Annotated in this window: 13 protein-coding genes and 2 pseudogenes; 9 read left to right on the top strand and 6 right to left on the bottom strand. The window is 61.8% G+C overall.

Going from position 1 to position 15796, the window contains the following annotated elements:
• The 9 genes from murD to lpxC all read left to right on the top strand — a co-directional run.
• The coding region (gene murD, locus L9Z73_RS12675; RefSeq protein ID WP_247401417.1) for a UDP-N-acetylmuramoyl-L-alanine--D-glutamate ligase at nucleotides 1-945 on the top strand (945 nt) is incomplete at its 5' end.
• The gene (ftsW, locus tag L9Z73_RS12670; protein ID WP_425262723.1) at nucleotides 942-2165 is read left to right on the top strand and encodes a putative lipid II flippase FtsW; all 1224 of its coding nucleotides are present in this window, start codon (nucleotides 942-944) and stop codon (nucleotides 2163-2165) included. The genes murD and ftsW, both read left to right, overlap by 4 nt.
• Nucleotides 2155-3225, top strand: coding sequence for an undecaprenyldiphospho-muramoylpentapeptide beta-N-acetylglucosaminyltransferase (gene murG, locus L9Z73_RS12665; RefSeq protein ID WP_247401415.1), 1071 nt, complete (start codon nucleotides 2155-2157; stop codon nucleotides 3223-3225). The genes ftsW and murG overlap by 11 nt, the downstream gene beginning before the upstream one ends.
• Nucleotides 3218-4678, top strand: coding sequence for a UDP-N-acetylmuramate--L-alanine ligase (gene murC / locus L9Z73_RS12660; RefSeq protein ID WP_247401411.1), 1461 nt, complete (start codon nucleotides 3218-3220; stop codon nucleotides 4676-4678). The genes murG and murC overlap by 8 nt, the downstream gene beginning before the upstream one ends.
• Nucleotides 4675-5643, top strand: a complete 969-nt coding sequence (locus L9Z73_RS12655; RefSeq protein ID WP_247401410.1) for a D-alanine--D-alanine ligase — start codon at nucleotides 4675-4677, stop codon at nucleotides 5641-5643. Before murC ends, L9Z73_RS12655 begins: the two co-directional genes overlap by 4 nt.
• 3 nt (nucleotides 5644-5646) lie before the next feature.
• Nucleotides 5647-6516 carry a cell division protein FtsQ/DivIB gene (locus tag L9Z73_RS12650; protein WP_247401409.1) on the top strand — a complete coding sequence of 290 codons (870 nt, stop codon included), beginning with the start codon at nucleotides 5647-5649 and terminating at the stop codon, nucleotides 6514-6516.
• A gap of 15 nt (nucleotides 6517-6531) precedes the next feature.
• A complete protein-coding gene (gene ftsA, locus L9Z73_RS12645; protein ID WP_017845923.1) occupies nucleotides 6532-7794 on the top strand; it encodes a cell division protein FtsA in 1263 nt (420 codons plus the stop codon).
• 80 nt (nucleotides 7795-7874) lie between these two features.
• Complete coding sequence (gene ftsZ, locus L9Z73_RS12640; protein WP_247401408.1) at nucleotides 7875-9080, top strand: cell division protein FtsZ; 1206 nt, start codon at nucleotides 7875-7877, stop codon at nucleotides 9078-9080.
• A gap of 112 nt (nucleotides 9081-9192) precedes the next feature.
• Nucleotides 9193-10104, top strand: coding sequence for a UDP-3-O-acyl-N-acetylglucosamine deacetylase (gene lpxC / locus L9Z73_RS12635; protein WP_003171886.1), 912 nt, complete (start codon nucleotides 9193-9195; stop codon nucleotides 10102-10104).
• A gap of 99 nt (nucleotides 10105-10203) precedes the next feature.
• On the opposite strand, the gene L9Z73_RS12630 is transcribed toward lpxC, so the two are convergent.
• The 6 genes and pseudogenes from L9Z73_RS12630 to L9Z73_RS31460 all read right to left on the bottom strand — a co-directional run.
• Nucleotides 10204-11691 (bottom strand): sensor domain-containing diguanylate cyclase, encoded by a 1488-nt coding sequence (locus L9Z73_RS12630; RefSeq protein WP_247401405.1) that lies wholly within the window; start codon nucleotides 11689-11691, stop codon nucleotides 10204-10206.
• A gap of 86 nt (nucleotides 11692-11777) precedes the next feature.
• The gene (locus L9Z73_RS12625) at nucleotides 11778-13106 is read right to left on the bottom strand and encodes an OprD family porin (RefSeq protein WP_247401404.1); all 1329 of its coding nucleotides are present in this window, start codon (nucleotides 13104-13106) and stop codon (nucleotides 11778-11780) included.
• A gap of 404 nt (nucleotides 13107-13510) precedes the next feature.
• Nucleotides 13511-14875 carry a heavy metal sensor histidine kinase gene (locus L9Z73_RS12620; RefSeq protein WP_247401402.1) on the bottom strand — a complete coding sequence of 455 codons (1365 nt, stop codon included), beginning with the start codon at nucleotides 14873-14875 and terminating at the stop codon, nucleotides 13511-13513.
• The gene (locus tag L9Z73_RS12615; protein WP_247401400.1) at nucleotides 14865-15542 is read right to left on the bottom strand and encodes a heavy metal response regulator transcription factor; all 678 of its coding nucleotides are present in this window, start codon (nucleotides 15540-15542) and stop codon (nucleotides 14865-14867) included. Before L9Z73_RS12615 ends, L9Z73_RS12620 begins: the two co-directional genes overlap by 11 nt.
• Before the next feature lie 14 nt (nucleotides 15543-15556).
• Nucleotides 15557-15703 (bottom strand): annotated as a pseudogene (locus L9Z73_RS31465) (efflux RND transporter permease subunit); the annotation flags it as partial.
• Nucleotides 15697-15796: pseudogene (locus L9Z73_RS31460) on the bottom strand (hypothetical protein); the annotation flags it as partial. The pseudogenes L9Z73_RS31465 and L9Z73_RS31460, both read right to left, overlap by 7 nt.

Genomic DNA, 15796 nt, shown 5'->3' with positions numbered 1-15796 from the left:
GGCAAGCGCGTGGCCGTGGGCGGCAACCTCGGCACCCCGGCGCTGGACCTGCTCAGCGACGACGTCGAGCTGTACGTGATGGAGCTGTCGAGTTTCCAGTTGGAAACCACCCACGACCTGGGCGCTGAAGTGGCCACCGTGCTGAATGTCAGCGAAGACCACATGGACCGCTACAGCAGCCTGCCGGCCTATCACCTGGCCAAGCACCGGATTTTCCGCGGTGCCAAACAAGTGGTGGTCAACCGCCAGGACGCCTTGAGCCGTCCGTTGATGGGTGAGGGCCTGCCGTGCTGGACCTTTGGCCTGGGCAAACCCGACTTCAAGGCTTTCGGCATTCGTGAAGAGAGCGGCGAGAAATACCTGGCCTTCGAATTCCAGAACCTGATGCCGGTGCGCGAGCTGAAAATCCGTGGCGCCCACAACCAATCCAATGCCCTGGCGGCCCTGGCCCTCGGGCATGCCGTTGGCTTGCCGTTCGACGCCATGCTCGCGAGCCTGCGCACCTTCGGCGGCCTTGAGCATCGCTGCCAGTGGGTCTGCGACTTGAATGGCGTCAGCTATTACAACGATTCCAAGGCCACCAACGTCGGTGCCGCATTGGCCGCCATCGAAGGCCTGGGTGCCGATATCGATGGCAAGCTGCTGCTGATCGCCGGTGGCGACGGCAAAGGCGCCGACTTCAAGGACCTTAAAGGTCCGGTGGCCGCCCATTGCCGCGCCGTGGTGCTGATGGGCCGCGATGCTGACCTGATCGCCGCCGCCCTCGGTGATGCGGTGCCGCAAGTGCGCGCCAGCTCCCTCGACGACGCGATTGCCCAGTGCAAAGCCTTGGCCCAGCCGGGTGATGCGGTGTTGCTGTCGCCGGCGTGCGCCAGTTTCGACATGTTCAAGAACTACGAAGAGCGCGGCCAGCTGTTCGCCCGCGCCGTGGAGGCCTTGGCATGAATATCAATTTGCGTAACATCATCAAGCCGTACCCGTCGCCGATCATTACCGGGCGCGGCATCGACCTTGACTTCCCGATGCTCGCCGGTTGTCTCGCGCTGCTGGGCCTGGGGCTGGTGATGATCACGTCGGCGTCTTCCGAAGTGGCTGCCGTGCAGTCGGGCAACACCTTGTACATGATGATCCGTCACCTGGTGTACCTGGTGATCGGCCTCGGCGCGTGCATCGTCACCATGATGATCCCCATCGCGACCTGGCAGCGCCTGGGTTGGCTGATGCTGATTGGTGCGTTTGGCTTGCTGATCATGGTGATCCTGCCCGGCATCGGCCGCGAGGTGAACGGTTCGATGCGCTGGATCGGCTTCGGTGCGTTCAACGTGCAGCCGTCGGAAATCGCCAAGGTGTTCGTGGTGATCTACCTTGCCGGTTACCTGGTGCGTCGCCAGAAGGAAGTGCGCGAGAGCTGGATGGGCTTCTTCAAGCCGTTCATCGTGCTGCTGCCCATGGCGGGCCTGTTGCTGATGGAACCCGACTTCGGGGCCACCGTCGTGATGATGGGCGCCGCCGCAGCGATGCTGTTCCTCGGCGGGGTCGGGCTGTTCCGCTTCACCTTGATGGTGGTGCTGGCGGTAGCCGCCGTGACCGTGCTGGTGCAGGCGCAACCTTACCGGATGGCCCGTCTGATCACCTTTACCGACCCGTGGTCCGACCAGTTCGGCTCTGGCTACCAGTTGACCCAGGCGCTGATCGCCTTCGGTCGCGGCGAGTGGTTGGGCGTGGGCCTGGGCAACAGCGTGCAGAAACAATTCTACCTGCCGGAAGCACACACCGACTTCGTGTTCTCGGTGCTCGCCGAAGAGCTGGGCGTGGTCGGCTCGCTGTGTACCGTCGCGCTGTTCGTGTTCGTATGTGTGCGCGGCATGTACATCGGCTTGTGGGCCGAGAAGGCCAAACAGTATTTCGCTGCGTATGTGGCGTATGGCTTGTCGTTCCTGTGGATCGGCCAGTTCCTGATCAATATCGGCGTGAACGTCGGCCTGCTGCCGACCAAGGGCCTGACCTTGCCGTTCCTCAGTTACGGCGGCAGTTCGTTGGTGATCTGCTGCGCCTGTCTCGGCTTGCTGTTGCGCATCGAGTGGGAGAGTCGCACCCACTTGGGCAGCGAAGAGATGGAGTTCAGCGAAAGCGACTTCGCCGAGGAGCCGACCCATGGGCGCTAACGTGCTGATCATGGCGGGCGGCACCGGGGGCCACGTGTTCCCGGCCCTGGCCTGCGCGCGTGAGTTCCAGAACCGTGGCTACACCGTGCATTGGTTGGGGACGCCGCGCGGCATCGAAAACGAATTGGTGCCGAACGCCGGCTTGCCGCTGCATCTGATCAACGTTACCGGCCTGCGCGGCAAGGGCAAGCTGTCTCTGCTCAAGGCGCCGTTCGTGTTGCTCAAGGCGGTGTGGCAGGCGCGCAACGTCATCCGTGAATTGAAGCCGGTGTGTGTGCTCGGTTTTGGCGGTTATGTGACCGGCCCCGGCGGCGTTGCGGCCAAACTCGCTGGCGTGCCGGTGATCGTGCATGAGCAGAACGCTGTCGCCGGCACCGCCAACCGCTTGCTGGTGCCGCTGGCGGCGCGGGTGTGCGAAGCGTTCCCGAATACCTTCGGCGCATCGGACAAGCGCCGCACCACGGGCAACCCGGTGCGCACCGAACTGTTTATGGACATCGCCCGTGACGCCTTGGCCGGGCGCAAGGCGCACCTGCTGATCCTGGGCGGAAGCCTGGGCGCCGAGCCGCTGAATAAATTGCTGCCGCAAGCGCTGGCGCAACTGCCTGTGGACTTGCGCCCCGAGGTCTTCCACCAGGCCGGCAAGCACCACGATGAAGTGACCGCCACGCGTTATCGCGAGGCCGGTGTCGAGGCTGATGTGCAGCCCTTCATCAAAGACATGGCCCAAGCCTATGGCTGGGCCGACCTGGTGGTCTGTCGCGCTGGTGCGCTGACCGTCAGTGAACTGGCCGCCGCCGGTCTGCCGTCCTTGCTGGTGCCTTTGCCCCACGCGATCGACGATCACCAGACCCGCAACGCCGAATATTTGGCCGGGGAGGGCGCTGCCTTCCTGCTGCCGCAAAGAACGACTGGCGCCGCCGATTTGGCCGCACGCCTGACCGAGGTTTTGATGCAACCGGAACGACTCAACAGCATGGCGAGCACCGCACGCCGCCTGGCCAAACCTGACGCAACCCGCACCGTGGTCGATATCTGCCTGGAGGTGGCCCATGGTTGAGAATCAGAAAGCCATGCCGCAACCGGAAATGCGCCGTATCCGTCGTATCCACTTCGTCGGGATCGGCGGCGTGGGCATGTGCGGTATTGCCGAAGTGTTGCTGAACCTGGGCTATCAGGTGTCCGGCTCCGACTTGAAAGAGTCGCCAGTCACCGAGCGCCTGAAGTCCTTCGGTGCGAAAATCTTTATCGGCCACCACGCCGAGAACGCCACCGAGGCCGACGTGCTGGTGGTGTCCAGCGCCGTGAACACCTCTAACCCCGAAGTGGCTACCGCCCTTGAACGCCGCATTCCCGTGGTGCCTCGCGCCGAAATGCTGGCCGAGCTGATGCGCTATCGCCATGGTATTGCCGTCGCCGGCACCCACGGCAAGACCACCACCACCAGCCTGATCGCCTCGGTGTTCGCCGCTGGTGGCCTGGACCCGACCTTCGTGATCGGTGGGCGCCTGAATGCAGCCGGCACCAATGCCCAACTGGGCACCAGCCGCTACCTGATCGCCGAAGCTGACGAAAGCGATGCCAGCTTCCTGCACCTGCAACCGCTGGTGGCCGTGGTCACCAACATCGACGCCGACCACATGGCGACCTATGACGGTGACTTCAACAAGTTGAAGAAAACCTTCGTCGAGTTCCTGCATAACCTGCCGTTCTACGGTTTGGCGGTGGTGTGCCTGGATGACCCGGTGGTGCGTGAAATCCTGCCGCTGGTCAAGCGTCCTACCTTGACCTACGGCTTCAGCGAAGACGCCGACGTGCGTGCGATCAATGTGCGCCAGCAAGGCATGCAGACGTTCTTCACTGTGCTGCGCCCGGACCGCGAACCGCTGGACGTGTCGGTGAACATGCCGGGCAACCACAACGTGCTCAATTCCCTGGCGACCATCTGCATTGCCTCCGACGAAGGCGTCAGCGATGAAGCCATTGTCGAGGGCCTGTCAGGCTTTGCCGGCGTTGGCCGGCGCTTCCAGGTCTATGGGCAACTGCCGGTGGAAGGTGGTGACGTGATGTTAGTGGACGACTACGGTCACCACCCGACCGAAGTCGCTGCCGTGATCAAGGCCGTGCGCGGTGGCTGGCCGGAGCGTCGCCTGGTGATGGTTTACCAGCCGCACCGCTACAGCCGCACCCGCGACCTGTATGACGATTTCGTCAATGTACTGGCCGATGCCAACGTGCTGCTGCTGATGGAAGTCTATCCGGCCGGTGAAGAACCGATCCCTGGGGCGGACAGCCGCAAGCTGTGCAACAGCATCCGTCAGCGTGGCCAGTTGGACCCGATCTACATCGAACGCGGTGTGGACCTGGCGCCGATCGTCAAGCCGCTGCTGCGTGCCGGCGACATCCTGCTGTGCCAGGGTGCCGGTGATATCGGCGGCCTTGCGCCTAAATTGCTGGCGAGCCCCTTGTTCGTAAAAGAAGCGTTTGCCGCAGAAAAGGGGAAGTCGAAATGACCACCCACTACGGCTCCCTGTTCTCCACCATCGCCCCCGCCGACTTCGGCCGCGTGGCCGTGCTGTTCGGCGGCAAGAGCGCTGAGCGCGAAGTGTCGCTCAAGTCCGGCAATGCCGTGCTCGAAGCGCTGCAGAGCGCGGGCGTGAATGCGTTCGGTATCGACGTGGGCGACGACTTCCTCGCTCGCCTGCAGGCCGAGAAAATCGACCGCGCCTTCATCATCCTGCACGGCCGTGGCGGTGAAGACGGCAGCATGCAAGGCCTGCTGGAGTGCGCCGGGATTCCTTACACTGGCAGCGGCATCCTCGCGTCGGCGCTGGCCATGGACAAGTTGCGCACCAAGCAGGTGTGGCACAGCCTGGGGATTCCAACTCCGCGTCACCGCGTGTTGTGCAGCGAAGACGATTGTATTTCTGCAGCCAAGGAACTGGGCCTGCCTTTGATCGTCAAACCAGCCCATGAAGGCTCCAGTATCGGCATGGCTAAAGTGAACTCGGCCGCCGAATTGATCGACGCATGGAAAGCGGCAAGTACCTACGATTCGCAAGTGTTGGTGGAACAGTGGATCCAAGGTCCCGAGTACACCATCGCCACCCTGCGTGGCCAGGTATTGCCGCCCATCGCCTTGGGCACGCCCCACACTTTCTACGATTACGACGCCAAGTACCTGGCTTCCGATACCCAGTACCGGATTCCCTGTGGCCTTGACGCAAGCAAAGAACAGGAACTGATGGACCTCACGGCGAAAGCCTGTGAGGCGCTGGGTATCGCCGGTTGGGCGCGGGCAGACGTGATGCAGGACGACCAAGGGAATTTCTGGTTCCTGGAAGTCAACACCGCACCGGGCATGACCGATCACAGCCTGGTCCCTATGGCCGCTCGCGCAGCCGGTCTGGATTTTCAGCAGTTGGTGCTGGCGATCCTGGCGGCCAGCGTTGCCGGTGAAGAAAGGCAGCGAGGCTAAGACATGAAAGGCGCATCGCTTCGTCATCAGCCCCCACAGGCACCCGGCCGCAAGCCGGTGCCACGGGGTGCCAGCCGGATGGTGGCTAAAGAGCCGATGTCGGCGCGCCTGCCGAAAGCCAACTTTGGTTTCCTCAAGGCGCTGTTCTGGCCGGTGTTGCTGGTGGTGTTGGGCTTCGGCACTTACGAAGGCGCGCAGCGTCTATTGCCTTACGCCGACCGACCGATCACCAAGATCAGCGTACAGGGCGACTTGAGCTACATCAGCCAGCAAGCGGTACAGCAGCGCATCGGTCCGTTCCTGGCGGCGAGTTTCTTCACCATCGACCTGGCCGGTATGCGCCGGGAGTTGGAGCAGATGCCGTGGATCGCCCACGCCGAAGTCCGCCGTGTATGGCCGGACCAGGTGACGATCCGCCTGGAAGAACAACTGCCCGTGGCCCGTTGGGGCGATGAAGCGCTGTTGAACAACCAGGGCCAGGCGTTCACTCCGCGTGAGCTGGCCAACTACGAGCACCTGCCGCAGCTGTTCGGGCCGCAGCGGGCGCAGCAGCAAGTGATGCAGCAGTACCAGGCCTTGAGCCAGATGCTGCGGCCGCTGGGCTTCTCCATTGCACGCCTGGAATTGCGTGAACGGGGCAGCTGGTTTTTGACGACCGGGGCAGGCAGTTCCGGCCCGGGCATCGAGTTGTTGCTGGGACGCGACCGCTTGGTGGAAAAGATGCGCCGCTTTATTGCCATCTATGAAAAGACCTTGAAAGAACAGATTACGAACATTGCGAGCGTCGACCTGCGTTACGCCAACGGCCTTGCCGTCGGCTGGCGTGAACCGGCTGCGCCCACGGCAGCGCAACCCGCTGTCGCGAAGAATTAAGAAGAGGCAGGACCCATGGCAAACGTGCAAAGCGGCAAAATGATCGTCGGTCTCGATATCGGCACCTCCAAAGTGGTGGCGCTGGTGGGCGAGGTCGGGGAAGACGGCACGATCGAAATCGTCGGTATTGGCACGCATCCGTCCCGGGGCCTGAAGAAGGGCGTGGTGGTGAACATCGAGTCCACCGTGCAATCGATCCAGCGCGCCATCGAAGAAGCGCAGTTGATGGCCGGTTGCCGGATTCACTCGGCGTTCGTCGGCGTGGCGGGCAATCACATCCGCAGCCTGAACTCCCACGGCATCGTGGCGATCCGCGACCGCGAAGTCAGCGCGGCCGACCTTGAGCGCGTACTCGACGCGGCCCAGGCCGTGGCGATCCCGGCTGACCAGCGTGTGCTGCACACCCTGCCGCAGGACTACGTGATCGACAACCAGGAAGGCGTGCGCGAGCCCCTGGGCATGTCGGGCGTGCGCCTGGAGGCCAAGGTCCACGTGGTGACCTGCGCGGTCAATGCCGCACAGAACATTGAAAAGTGCGTGCGCCGCTGCGGCCTGGAAATCGACGACATCATTCTCGAGCAACTGGCTTCGGCCTACTCGGTACTGACCGACGACGAAAAAGAACTGGGCGTGTGCCTGGTCGACATCGGCGGCGGCACCACCGACATCGCGATCTTCACCGAGGGTGCGATCCGTCACACCGCCGTGATCCCGATTGCCGGCGACCAGGTCACCAACGACATTGCCATGGCGTTGCGCACACCGACTCAGTACGCCGAAGAGATCAAGATCCGCTACGCCTGCGCCCTGGCCAAACTGGCCGGCGCTGGCGAAACCATCAAGGTGCCGAGCGTGGGCGACCGTCCACCTCGCGAGCTGTCGCGCCAGGCCTTGGCCGAAGTAGTCGAGCCGCGCTACGACGAGCTGTTCACCCTGATCCAGGCGGAACTGCGCCGCAGTGGCTACGAAGATTTGATCCCGGCCGGCATTGTGCTGACCGGTGGCACCTCGAAGATGGAAGGCGCGGTCGAACTGGCCGAAGAGATCTTCCACATGCCAGTTCGCCTGGGCGTGCCCCATGGCGTCAAAGGCCTGGGCGACGTGGTGCGCAACCCGATTTATTCCACCGGTGTGGGCTTGCTGTTGTACGGGCTGCAAAAGCAGACCGACGGCATTTCCCTGTCGGGCCCGAGCATCCGCGACAGCTACCGCGGCGACGACGAAGCGAAAGCGCCGTTGTTCGAACGGTTGCAGGCTTGGGTCAAAGGCAATTTTTAACGATTTACCGCAGCACCGCACCACTGTTGTAGAAGCATGCAGTAGGCGAAAAAACTAGAGAACACGAAAGGAGAGGGAAAATGTTCGAACTCGTAGACAACATCCCCGCAAGCCCGGTCATCAAAGTGATCGGTGTCGGCGGTGGCGGCGGCAACGCTGTCAACCATATGGTCAAGAGCAACATCGAAGGCGTTGAATTCATCTGCGCCAACACCGATGCTCAGGCGCTGAAGAGCATCGGCGCGCGGACCATCCTGCAATTGGGCACAGCCGTGACCAAGGGCCTCGGCGCCGGCGCCAACCCGGAGGTCGGCCGTCAAGCCGCTCTGGAAGACCGCGAGCGTATTGCTGAAGTGCTGCAAGGCACCAACATGGTGTTCATCACCACCGGCATGGGCGGCGGTACCGGTACCGGTGCAGCGCCGATCATTGCCGAAGTGGCCAAGGAAATGGGGATTCTGACGGTCGCTGTCGTGACCCGTCCGTTCCCGTTCGAAGGTCGCAAGCGTATGCAGATCGCCGACGAAGGTATCCGTCTGCTGTCTGAAAGCGTCGACTCGTTGATCACCATTCCCAACGAGAAGCTGCTGACCATCCTGGGCAAGGACGCGAGCCTGCTGTCCGCGTTTGCCAAGGCTGACGATGTACTGGCCGGTGCCGTTCGCGGTATCTCCGACATCATCAAGCGTCCGGGCATGATCAACGTCGACTTCGCCGACGTGCGTACCGTGATGAGCGAAATGGGCATGGCGATGATGGGCACTGGCTGCGCCAGCGGTCCGAACCGTGCGCGTGAAGCCACTGAAGCGGCCATCCGCAACCCGTTGCTGGAAGACGTGAACCTGCAAGGCGCACGCGGCATCCTGGTGAACATCACCGCCGGTCCTGACCTGTCCCTGGGTGAGTACTCCGACGTGGGTAGCATCATCGAAGCCTTTGCTTCCGAGCACGCGATGGTCAAAGTCGGTACGGTTATCGATCCGGACATGCGCGACGAACTGCATGTAACCGTGGTTGCGACCGGCCTGGGCGCAAAAATCGAGAAGCCTGTAAAGGTCATCGACAATACCGTTCACACCAGTCACAGCAGTCACGCCAGCCAAGCGGCTGCCGCTCCAGCGCCTTCGCGCCAGGAACTGCCGTCGGTGAACTACCGTGATCTGGACCGTCCGACCGTGATGCGCAATCAGGCTCAGGCCGGTGCTGCGGCGTCCCGTAGCCCGAATCCGCAAGATGACTTGGACTACCTGGACATCCCGGCATTCCTGCGTCGTCAGGCCGATTAATGGAATGTATCAGGGCTATGAAGGTGATTGGTGTTCAGCAAAGGTCTGGTCTGCTATTATCGCCAGCCTTTGTTGATACCAGTTCGCAATTTGCGCTGAAGCGGTCCAAGCCATGATTAAACAACGCACCCTGAAGAATATTATTCGTGCCACAGGTGTAGGTCTGCACTCCGGGGAGAAGGTATACCTGACCCTCAAACCTGCACCTGTCGACACCGGCATCGTGTTTGTTCGTGCCGACCTGGACCCTGTGGTGCAGATTCCTGCTCGCGCGGAAAACGTCGGCGAAACCACGATGTCGACCACATTGGTCAACGGTGACGTCAAAGTGGACACGGTGGAGCACTTGCTCTCGGCCATGGCCGGTCTGGGCATCGATAACGCCTACGTCGAGCTCTCCGCGTCCGAAGTCCCCATCATGGATGGCAGCGCTGGTCCCTTCGTATTCTTGATTCAATCTGCCGGCCTGGAAGAACAGGACGCAGCCAAGAAGTTCATTCGCATTCTGCGGGAAGTGACAGTAGAAGACGGCGACAAGCGCGCCACCTTCGTCCCGTTCGAAGGCTTTAAAGTGAGCTTTGAGATCGATTTCGATCACCCGGTATTTCGTGACCGCACCCAAAGTGCAAGCGTGGATTTTTCCAGCACTTCGTTCGTAAAAGAAGTCAGCCGCGCCCGTACCTTTGGTTTCATGAGTGACATCGAGTACCTGCGCAAGCACAACCTCGCACTCGGCGGCAGCGTTGAAAATGCCATTGTGGTCGACGCGGATGGTGTACTGAACGAGGACGGCCTTCGTTATGAAGACGAATTCGTGAAGCACAAGATCCTCGATGCAATCGGTGACCTCTACCTGCTGGGCAATAGCCTGATAGGTGAGTTCAAAGGCTTCAAGTCGGGCCACGCCCTTAACAACCAGCTGCTGCGCAAGTTGATTGAGCAGACAGATGCTTGGGAAGTCGTGACCTTCGAAGATGCCAGCACCGCACCGATCTCTTACATGCGTCCCGTTGCGGCGGTGTAAGTAACAACTCTCTTTCTTTAGTTTTAAGGGCTGCCTTCGGGTGGCCTTTTTTATTGCTATGGTTCGCTCGCCACAATGGCCTGCTCGCTTCAGTCATCGTTACTGTGCATCCACGATGCGATTGCGCCCCGTGTGCTTGGCCTCATACAGCGCCTGGTCCGCACTGAGCATCAAATCCTCCAGGGACATGCCACTGCGCTTTTCCCAGGTACTCAGGCCGATGCTCACGGTGATCGGCCGTTCATCTCCCGCCACCCGTGGCAAGTGCTCGACGCCACTGCGGATATGTTCGGCAATCAGCCATGCGCCTCGGTCATCGGTAGCCGGCAACACCACGGCGAACTCTTCACCGCCATAACGTGCGGCCAGGTCGGCTGGGCGACGGATGTTGCTGCCGATCACCTGGGCGACGTTGCGCAACGCTTCATCGCCGCCATGATGACCGTGGCGGTCGTTGAATGCCTTGAAGTGGTCGACGTCGATCATCAGCAGCGTCAGCGGTTCGGCGGAGCGCTGAGCGCGGTCCCATTCCAGGCGCAGGCGCTGGTCCAGAATGCGCCGGTTGGCCAGGCCGGTGAGCGCGTCAGTGGCTGCCAGTTCTGACAGCACCTTCTCTGCGCGATAACGGCGCCGCAGTTCCCGGCGCAGCATCCAGGCCAGCCATAGAAGGCCCAGGCACAGGATGCCCGTGGCGCCGCCTGTCAGCATCGCCGCGCGATTCCACGGCGCGAACACATCGTCGCTGGACAGCGCCACCACCACAATCAGGGGCAGCTCGCCGACATTGGTGAAGGTGTACAGGCGCTCCTTGTCGGTGATGGCCGAGATGGCCCGAAAGCTGCCGCTCCCATCGCGCAGCATGCGCTTGAAGTTGGCGCGATCACTCAGGTCCTTGTCGATCATGTCGCGCTCCAGCAGCGGTTGCTGGGCCAGGAGAATGCCGCGGTTGTTCAACAGGTTGACCGAGCTGCTATGGCCGATGGTCAGGCCTTTGAACAACTGATCGAAGTACGCCAGGCGCATGGTGGCCACGGCGACCCCGGCGAACTCGCCATTGGCGCCGGTGACGCGGCGGCTGAATGCGATGCGCCAGACCTGCTCGCAATTGCACTGAACCCTGAATGGCCGGCTGATGAACAGGTCGGTCTGGCCGGCGTTTTTATGCGCGAGGAAGTAGTCGCGGTCAGCGAAATTACGCGGGGTTGGCTTGAGCGTCGAAGAGTCGGCGACGACGGTGCCATTGGCGTCCAGCAACAGCACTTCGCCTTTGAACGGCGCCGCCGCTGACCGCTCAAATTGCACCAGGTGTCGGATGTCCGCTGATACCTGGGACAAATCCTTGCGCTGTGTGGCCGCGATCAGCCCTTGCAGTGCGAGGTCATAGAGTTCGACGTTACGCAGCACATCGGCGTTGATCAACTGCGCGATGTTGGTGGTTGAGCGTTTGGCCGCCTCCAGCGCACTGGCGTGTTCGCGGATCAACAGCACCGAGACCATGATCACGATCAGCGCGACGGTGAGGCCACTGCCCAGCATCAGCAACAGCTCTGGGCGTTCAGGTGGTGTACGGACGGGGCGTTGACTCATCGGGCAGACTTCGACGATAAAGATGCTGGCAGTTTAGTTCTACCCGACGAAAATTGATTGATGGGTTAAAAAGAAAGATCTACGCCTTAGAACACATTGATCGGATAGTCGACGATCACCCGGTATTCATCCACATCCCGATCCACCGCCGAGTAGCCATTGCTGCCCCGGTTGGTCGCCCATTGCAGGCGCAGGGACAGGTCCTTGGCCTTGCCGCCCTGCACCACGTATTTCATATCGATGTCCCGTTCCCAGTGCTTGGCGTCCTGGCCGTCGGCGCTGAACCAGGCGCTGTAGCCCCGGCTATTGGGATCGACTTTGCTCAGGTCGGTCTTGCCGCTGCTATAGGACACGGCAGTGGTCAGGCCGGGCAGGCCGAGGCCGACAAAGTCATAAGCGTACTTGAGCTTCCACGAACGCTCGTTGGGGCCGTTGAAGTCCGAGTATTGCTGGGAGTTGTCCAGGTACACGCTGTCGCCCTGGGTGATGTAGTCGAACGGCGTGTTGCCGTTGACCCGCTGGTACGCGGCCGTGACGCTGTGGTTGCCCACGCCTACGGTGAAATGCAGGCTGTAGGTGTTGTTGTCGATGTTACCCAGCAGCGACTGGCCGCTGTCCTGGGTGTGGTAGTAGTGCAGGCCGGGGTTGAGGCTGACCAGGTCGTTCAGCGCGTAGGTGTAGTCCAGGTCGTAGTAGTACTGGTGCCACACATCCTTGAGTTCGGAGGCGTACAGGTTGCTGGTCAGGCCCGGGATGCCGCTGAACGACACACCGGCCCAGTCCAGGTGCTGGCTGTCGGCGTGCTCCGGCAGTACGCCGTAGCTGGTGCCGATGCGCCCGTGGCCGCTCTGGTTATAGAGTTTGGTGAAACTGGCTTGGCCGCCTTCGATCATCCAGCCGTCAACGCTGTGGTTGGTCAGGCTCACGCCGCGAAAGGTCTGTGGCAGCATACGGGTCATGCCGCCGGCGATCACCGGGTTGTTGAGGAACAGGTCACCGGCTTTCAGTTCCGTGTCGAACGCGCGCATCTTCAGCGTGCCGCCAGCGGTAGAAAACGACCCCGGCGCCTTGCCGCTGCCTTCACTGTTGCCATACGGCAGGATGCTGGAACCGTCGGTGCCGCCACCGCCGTCGAGCTTGAGGCCGAGCATGGCGTGGGCATCCAGGCCGAAGCCGACGGTGCCCTGGGTGTAGCCGGATTCGAAGATGCCGAGAAAGCCCTGGCCCCATTCTTTGCTGTCATCGGTATGGATGTCGCGACGGTCGTGGTTCATGTAGTAGTTGCGGGCGTTGAGCTTGAGGCTTGCGCCTTCGACGAAACCGTCGGTGGGGGTTGCGTCTGCCGCGTGGGCGAGGGGGGCGATCGTTGCTGCAATCGCGAGGAATAACGGGGTGAACGTCAGCGAGTTCTTCACCGGTGGAGCTCCTTTGGTCAAACGAAAACGGCCAATGTCGTGGGGGTGTGCCTGGCCTTTTTTACCGCAAAAAAAAAGCCGCTGAAGTCAGCGGCTTTAAGACAGTTTCCCAGTGTAGAGCCCTGGAAAAAAGTCGAGGGAAATTCGGGTAAGCGGGTCAGCTGTCTTTGCCGTCGCGCTCATCGATGCGTCAAATTAACGCAGGCGAGCGCTGCGATACAGAGTGTAACAAGATAATGACTGTTGCCCAAATCGCAACAGTCAGAGATTTAGCGCAAGCGGCGCGGTGCAGTGTGGGAGGGGGCTTGCTCCCGATAGCGGTGTATCAGTCACTGAAGTACTGACTGATCTGCCGCTATCGGGAGCAAGCCCCCTCCCACATGGGTCTGAAGTGTTCTCAAGATTTAGACGGGCAGGGTAATACCGAAGGTGTTGCCGCCCGCGTCACTGCGCACGAACACATCGCCGCCGTGCATCAGCGCAATCGCCTTGACGATGGCCAGCCCCAGCCCGTGGTTGGCGCCGCTGTTGCTGCGTGATGCATCCACCCGATAGAAGCGCTCGAACAGCCGAGGCAGGTGCTCGCTGGCAATCGCGGCGCCGGGGTTGGTCACGGCGATCGCCACCTGATGCTCCTGCACGTCGATGTTCACCGCGATGACCTGCCCTGGCGCGGTGTGCTGCACGGCGTTGCTCAGCAGGTTGATCAGCGCGCGGCGCAGGTGCGCTCTTTCGATCTGTACCTGGGCGTCGCCGTGGACTTGCACCCGGACCTGGGCGTCTTCGAGGATGAAGTCCAGGTAGTCGAGGGTGGTCGCCACTTCGTCGGCCAGGGAGCTTTCGATCAGCTTGGTGGCCTTGCTGCCCTGGTCGGCGCTGGCGAGGAACAGCATGTCGTTGATGATCGAACGCAGGCGCTCCAATTCTTCCAGGTTGGACTGCAGCACCTCGAAATAATGCTCGGCCGAGCGCCCGCGTGTCAGCGCGACCTGAGTCTGGCCGATCAGGTTGGTCAGGGGTGAGCGCAGTTCATGAGCGACGTCGGCGTTGAATGACTCCAGGCGCGAGTAGGCCTGTTCGACCCGGTCCAGGGTGGCGTTGAACGAGTTGACGAACTGACTCAACTCCGGCGGCAGTGGCGACAGTTGCAGGCGCCCGGAGAGTTTCGGCGGCGCGAGTTTCTGCGCTTCATCCGAGAGTTTGCCCAGCGGCTTGAGGCCGATGCGCGAGACCCAGAACCCCAGCAGCGCCGCCAGGACCACGCCGATAAACGCCAGGCTGATCAGCGCCACCAGCAAGTGGTGCTGGGTGGCGCGGAAGTTTTCGGTGTCGATGGCGATCATGAAGCGCAATGGCGGGCGCTGGTCCTGGGCGGGGAACTGGCTCACCAGCACTTTGAACGGGTCGTTGTGGCCGGCCAGGCGTAAGTCGCGCTTGCCGGTCGGGCCGGCGGCGAAGGCGCGGATCTGCGCGTCCGGGCTGCCGTATTCGTAGTTCGGGTCGCTGCTCACCACCCAGAAGCGGATGCGCTTGTCTTCCTCAGCCAACAACTTGAGTTTGGCCTTGATCTTGGTCCAGTGCTCCGGCGTACCGAAACGCTTCACCGACGACTCCAACACGCTATAGCGCGCATCCAGTTCGGCCTCCGGTAACAGGCCCAAGCCTCGGTCCACCTGCTGATAGAGCACGCCGCCGATCAACAGGAAGATCAGCAGCGCCACCAGGGTGAACATGCCGCTCAAGCGCAGGGCGATGGAATTAGCTGACACTGCGGCTCTCCAGCACATAGCCCATGCCGCGGATGGTGTGCAGCAGCTTGTGTTCGAACGGCCCGTCGAGCTTAGCGCGCAGGCGTTTGATCGCGACTTCGACCACGTTGGCGTCGCTGTCGAAATTAATGTCCCAGACCATCTCCGCGATGGCGGTCTTGGACAGAATCTCACCCTGGCGCCGAGCCAATACGCTGAGCAGCGAGAACTCCTTGGCGGTCAGGTCCAGGCGCACGCCGTTGCGGCTGGCCTTGCGGCTGATCAGGTCGATCCACAGGTCGGCGACGGTCACCTGCACCGGTTCGTGCCCGCCACTGCGGCGGGTCAGGGCTTGCAGGCGCGCCACCAGTTCCAGGAAGGAAAACGGCTTGCCCAGGTAATCGTCGGCGCCTTCACGCAGGCCGCGAATGCGGTCTTCCACGCGTTCGCGGGCGGTGAGCATGATCACCGGCGTTTGCTTGCGCGCACGCAAGGCGCGCAGCACGCCGAAGCCGTCGAGACCGGGCAGCATCACGTCGAGCACGATCACCGCGTAATCGTTTTCCAGTGCCAGGTGCAAACCCTCGACGCCTTCACGCGCCACGTCGACGGTGTAGCCTTGCTCCGTCAGGCCGCGATGCAGGTAGTCTGCGGTTTTTTCTTCATCTTCAACGATCAGGACGCGCATGACCCCGCCTTAACTTAATGTGTGGTCGCCAACGCGGGCGTTGGTGTGGGCCTGTGGAAAAACTTCTCAAGGTACAAGTATATGACCGGCGTGGTGAACAACGTCAGCGCCTGGCTCACCAGCAAGCCGCCGACCACCGCGATCCCCAGCGGTTGGCGCAGAACACGATCATGCTTTCCAGGCTCCAGGCCATGGAGCACATCAGCGAGGCGATCAGGAATCCTATCGACACCCACACCGCCAGCCGCCGTGCC

The organism is Pseudomonas emilianonis (assembly GCF_023072625.1).
Classification (GTDB): domain Bacteria; phylum Pseudomonadota; class Gammaproteobacteria; order Pseudomonadales; family Pseudomonadaceae; genus Aquipseudomonas; species Aquipseudomonas paraveronii.
The sequence above is the reverse complement of the archived record's forward strand: the minus strand, read 5'-3'. Positions and strand labels throughout refer to the sequence as shown.

Excerpts from the sequence above, each read along its gene's own strand:
- L9Z73_RS12655 (WP_247401410.1), top strand. The coding sequence starts at position 4,675 with ATGACCACCCACTACGGCTCCCTGTTCTCCACCATCGCCCCCGCCGAC.
- lpxC (WP_003171886.1), top strand. The coding sequence starts at position 9,193 with ATGATTAAACAACGCACCCTGAAGAATATTATTCGTGCCACAGGTGTA.
- murG (WP_247401415.1), top strand. The coding sequence starts at position 2,155 with ATGGGCGCTAACGTGCTGATCATGGCGGGCGGCACCGGGGGCCACGTG.
- ftsW (WP_425262723.1), top strand. The coding sequence starts at position 942 with ATGAATATCAATTTGCGTAACATCATCAAGCCGTACCCGTCGCCGATC.
- ftsA (WP_017845923.1), top strand. The coding sequence starts at position 6,532 with ATGGCAAACGTGCAAAGCGGCAAAATGATCGTCGGTCTCGATATCGGC.
- L9Z73_RS12615 (WP_247401400.1), bottom strand. The coding sequence starts at position 15,542 with ATGCGCGTCCTGATCGTTGAAGATGAAGAAAAAACCGCAGACTACCTG.
- L9Z73_RS12650 (WP_247401409.1), top strand. The coding sequence starts at position 5,647 with ATGAAAGGCGCATCGCTTCGTCATCAGCCCCCACAGGCACCCGGCCGC.
- L9Z73_RS12630 (WP_247401405.1), bottom strand. The coding sequence starts at position 11,691 with ATGAGTCAACGCCCCGTCCGTACACCACCTGAACGCCCAGAGCTGTTG.
- murC (WP_247401411.1), top strand. The coding sequence starts at position 3,218 with ATGGTTGAGAATCAGAAAGCCATGCCGCAACCGGAAATGCGCCGTATC.
- ftsZ (WP_247401408.1), top strand. The coding sequence starts at position 7,875 with ATGTTCGAACTCGTAGACAACATCCCCGCAAGCCCGGTCATCAAAGTG.